Source organism: Oceanimonas doudoroffii, assembly GCF_002242685.1.
GTDB classification, from domain to species: Bacteria; Pseudomonadota; Gammaproteobacteria; order Enterobacterales; family Aeromonadaceae; genus Oceanimonas; species Oceanimonas doudoroffii.
Map to the genome: position 1 here is coordinate 1 of NZ_NBIM01000017.1, position 4,567 is coordinate 4,567.

Here is a 4,567-nt window from a genome sequence, read left to right on the forward strand (position 1 = left end):
GAATCTCGTTGCGGTGCTGCTGCGTCAGGCCTTCGACGCGGACGCCAGAACTGCGTGGCTCCTTACGACTGACGCACAAGCCTTCTTCGAGAAGACCGGATTCAACCTTGTGAGCCGCGAGACCGCGCCTGCCGCGATCCTCGCCACGCGCCAGGCCGTTGAACTGTGCCCGGCCACAGCGATTTTGCTCTCACGCCCCATCACCCCGTAGCTCTTTAGCCGCTTCCATACGATGTCCACCGATCTTCCGAACGTCAGTCTTTCTCATCTCGACACGCCCGATCTCACAAAGCTCGAACCCCGGACGATCTCGGATCATCCGCCGCGCATCTTGCTGCTCTACGGTTCGCTCCGTCCGACCTCCTATAGTCGCTTGCTGACACTCGAGGCTGAGCGCATCCTTCGCAAGTTAGGCGCCGAGACCAGAGTGTTTGATCCACATGGTCTGCCACTCGCCGACAGCGTGCCCGCCGACCATCCGAAGGTCCTCGAATTGCGCGAAGCGTCCATCTGGTCCGAAGGCCAAGTTTGGTGCAGCCCGGAACGACATGGCGCGCTGACCGGCGTGTTCAAGAACCAGATCGACTGGCTGCCGCTCGACTCCGGAAGCATCCGGCCGACGCAAGGGCGAACACTCGCGGTCATGCAGGTGTCGGGCGGCTCGCAATCCTTCAACGCGGTGAACGCTTTGCGCGTGCTCGGCCGCTGGATGCGCATGGTGACCGTTCCCAATCAGAGTTCGGTAGCCAAGGCGTTCCAGGAGTTCGATGAGAGCGGTCGCATGAAGCCCTCGTCGTACTACGATCGTGTGGTCGATGTGAAGGAGGAACTGTATAAGTTCACGCTACTCGTGCGCGACCGCTCAGATTACCTGACCGACCGGTACAGTGAGCGTAAAGAGAAGGCTCCGGCATCAGTTTCCGTCCTCGCCAATGCAGCCATGAGCCATGAGCACAGCGCACAGAACGCCGACACCGACGACAGTGAAGTCGAGTAACTCGACGGATCGCGCCGAATCGCTGGCCACCTGGGCGCTCGCGCTCGCCCAACTGGTGTCGTGGGGCTCGGTCTACTATTCGTTTTCGCTGCTGGTCGTACCCATGGAGCAGACCATGGGCTGGAGCCGCACGTCCACGAATGCTGCCCTCTCGCTCGGACTGCTGGTCTCGGGTTTCGTGGCGTATCCGGTGGGCAAATGGATCGACCACGGGCTCGGACGTCGAATCATGGCCATTGGATCGCTGATCGCGGCCGCAATGCTTCTGATGTGGTCGGCCACATCGTCGCTCACGATTCTCTTCGTAGCGTGGATCGGCTTGGGCCTGTCGATGGCTGCGACCTTCTATGACCCGCTCTTCGCCGTGCTCACGCATCGCTATCCGCTGCGATACAAGACCAAGATCACACTGGTGACGCTCGTTGCGGGATTCGCGAGCACGGTTTTCATTCCGGTCACGCAGTTCCTCGTGGATCTGGCCGGTTGGCGTCTCGCGCTCGTCGCACTTGCCGCGTGCAATCTAATCATTTGCCTGCCGATTCATGTCTTCGCAATCCGCTCCTCACGAATCGACCCGAACGCTGCCCAGCCGAGCGCGGAGCGCACGGCGGTCGATGCTGCGGCAACGCGACGTGCACTGCGCACGCCTACCTTCTGGGCGCTCGCACTGTGCTTCACAACCTACTACGCGACCTTCGCCGCGCTCACATTTCATCTGGTCCCGTTGATGGTCGAGCGCGGCGTCACCAACACGGTCCTGGACATCACCATGGCGCTGATAGGACCCGCGCAAGTCATCGCCCGCGCGGTCTGGTTCGCATTCGATCGCAAGGTCACCATCACGACAGTTGGTTTCATCGTGGTGACACTCTTTCCCGTCTCGACGGTCGTCCTGATTGTGGCTGGCAAATCCGCTGCGCTTTTGTGGATCTTCGCGCTCTGCTATGGCGCCGCCAACGGAATGATGACGATCCTGCGCGGCACGATCGTCCAGCAGTTTCTGTGGACGGAGGGCTACGGCGCGATCAGCGGCATGCTGTCGTTTCCGTCGAACATTGCGAAGGGCATCGCGCCCATCGCAGCGGCCAGCATCTGGGGATTGACGGATGGATATGTCGCCGTCGAATGGACGGTGTTGCTTGTCTCCGCGCTATCCGCCGTCAGCTTTTTTATCGCAGCGAAGTGCGCGTCGGCACGTCCCTCTTATCGGTGAGTCGATTCGGGAGCAGCGATGACTTACAACGGTCAACGTGGTGACTTAAAGCGTGCGTAGAGTGTTTGCTTTTTCTGTCGAGCGATGTTCGTCAGCATCAAAGCAAAGGTCCTCACGGACGAAACCGGCGTCTACACTGAGATCCCCGCCCTGCTCGCCGCGACGGGGATACTCGAGCCGCTGATTGATTATTTCCTGCATAGAAGCCACGATCGCAGTCTGGAATGGATGCGCAAGGTGACGCGATCGGTGCGGCTCTTTCTTGAGTACATCCAACTCAACCCCGCCGAACGCGACCCTCATCGACTGTTTCAGAATTTCGCGAAGCGCCTGTATACAGGAACGTTCAATCGCGAAACAGGAATCGACGCCACGGGCCTTTGCTGGCCGCCTCGCTCGCCGCACGACGCGGCACGCATCATCATCCATTTGAGCGACTTCTTCAATTGGTTGGGCGAAGTTCGTCCTGAAGCAGCCAGCGTCAATCCTCGGTACGTCGGCAGCACGTTCGATCGACAGATCGATGAAGCCGCTTACCAGTATCGTAGAAGCAAGGCCTTCCTTGGACATACGTGGGCGTCGAATGCCACCGCGCGCGCCACAGGATATTGGCTTCGCTACCGGAGAATCCCGAAGGTCGCGCGAGGTGAGCCGCCAGCTTTTCCAGAACGTCACTTTGAAGCGTTGCTCTTCAAAGGCTTTCGCAACGGCGATCGTTACGACTATCGTGGCATCTTGATCACGCTACTGCTCCATGGCGCGGGATTTCGAGAGTCGGAGCCTTTTCACCTTTACGTTCAGGACGTATTTCCAGATCCACAGGACCCGCGTCAAGCCAAGGTCCTCATCCACCATCCGCACTACGGGGCCGCGCCTGCTGACTGGTGCGACGAGCGAGGACGACCACGTAAATCGAACCGAGCAGAATACCTCGGCCAGCGCTTCGGCCTTGTGCCGCGTACAGACTTGATGGACCGTCGGCATGCTGGCTGGAAAGGCGGCATGCACGACGGTCCGTACTACAAGCAGGCGTACTGGTTCGTGCCGGAGTACGGCGAGTGGTTTCTGGAACTTTGGCATCGCTATCTGAAGCAGCTTGCGCATTTCGATCGGGATCATCCGTTCGCTTTCGTGAACCTGCGGCGCGCACCCTATGGTGCGATATACACCCTCACGCAGTACAACAAGGCTCACGCGGCCGCGTGCAAACGCATTGGCCTCGAAGTTGGCAAGGCGCTTGGCACAACTCCGCACGGGCACCGACACGCCTACGGCCAGCGTTTGAAGCACGCGGGAATCGACAAGCCGATGATTCGCCGCTTCATGCATCACGCATCGATCGAGAGCCAGGAGATCTACACACAAGCAAGCTTTAGCGAAGCCCGAGAAGCACTTCAGCAAGCGGCGCACCGGCTGGATGGACTTCTTACGACGCCTCTGTCCGATTTGGTCCGTTCATCTGACTAGCCACATCTCCACGTGACCGAGCAAACACATGTACAAGACCTCTCCAACTAAACCCAAGGGGCGTCGCAAGGCGGCAAGGACCGAGCGCAGCATGCGACGCGATTCGGATGCAACCCTGACCTGGGTGGTGGAGTTCTATCCAGAACTTGCAGCCTGGAGAGGCTTCGCCTTGGAGTGGCTCGGTGGGGAAACGCATGGTCTACACCAAAGGCTGCAGGCCCTATCGACTTTCTTCGAGCGCTACCTCATTCTGCAGAGCCTGCCGCTGGACCCGAGTGTATTCCTGGCGCAAACGACACAGGTTCCAGAATTTCACCGAACGGCGTGTCCTGACTCTCCTTGGGGCATCAGCGCGAACAATCTTATCCACGCTTTTCTGCAGTTTGTGTTGCTTCGGCATTTCAGTCAGATTGGTAAAAACGATAACGCCGTATTAATGCAGGGCTATCACAACCCGGTACGTCGTATGTCGAAAGCGGGGTTGCCGAAGCGCGGCGAGAGCGTTTATTCACCACTGCCTTATGGCTACATCGACCAACTTCGGCAGATGCTGGCGGCGGGACCCCATTTTCGCGATTGGCAATGGGCACATGGTGCGCTCGGGAGCAAGATCGGCCATATGGGTGCGAGCGCGCCTGATTGGCTCGACGTGACTGAAGACGAGATTGATCGCGACGATCCGGATTGCGTCTGGCGCATACGTAAGCTGAGTCGAAACTATCGCGGTGGTCAAGTGTTGCAGATGTGGAGTCCAGTCCGATGGGTTGCACTGCTTGTGAAGCTTATCTTGCCCTTACGAACTAGCCAGGTCCGCGTACTTGACTCCGGAGAGGCAGACACCTGGCGCTATGCGGCAGGACGTTGGGAGCGAAACAGCAGCGAGATAGCAG

The 4,567-nt window shown here is 59.1% G+C and carries 5 protein-coding genes; all 5 read left to right on the forward strand.

From position 1 onward, the window contains the following. On the forward strand, positions 1–211 hold a 211-nt coding region (locus tag B6S08_RS18095), incomplete at its 5' end, for a GNAT family N-acetyltransferase (protein ID WP_281254952.1). A 21-nt stretch (positions 212–232) separates the two neighbouring features. Continuing rightward, positions 233–997 (forward strand): arsenical resistance protein ArsH, encoded by a 765-nt coding sequence (gene arsH / locus B6S08_RS18100; protein ID WP_094202208.1) that lies wholly within the window; start codon positions 233–235, stop codon positions 995–997. After that, complete coding sequence (locus B6S08_RS18105) at positions 948–2,210, forward strand: MFS transporter (protein ID WP_039346158.1); 1,263 nt, start codon at positions 948–950, stop codon at positions 2,208–2,210. Before arsH ends, B6S08_RS18105 begins: the two co-directional genes overlap by 50 nt. Before the next feature lie 84 nt (positions 2,211–2,294). Continuing rightward, entirely contained in the window at positions 2,295–3,677 is a 1,383-nt protein-coding gene (gene gmtY, locus B6S08_RS18110; protein WP_012431291.1) for a gamma-mobile-trio recombinase GmtY, read from the forward strand. 28 nt (positions 3,678–3,705) lie between these two features. Then, a partial coding sequence (locus B6S08_RS18115) for a VPA1269 family protein (RefSeq protein ID WP_211284270.1) occupies positions 3,706–4,567 on the forward strand: 862 nt, incomplete at its 3' end.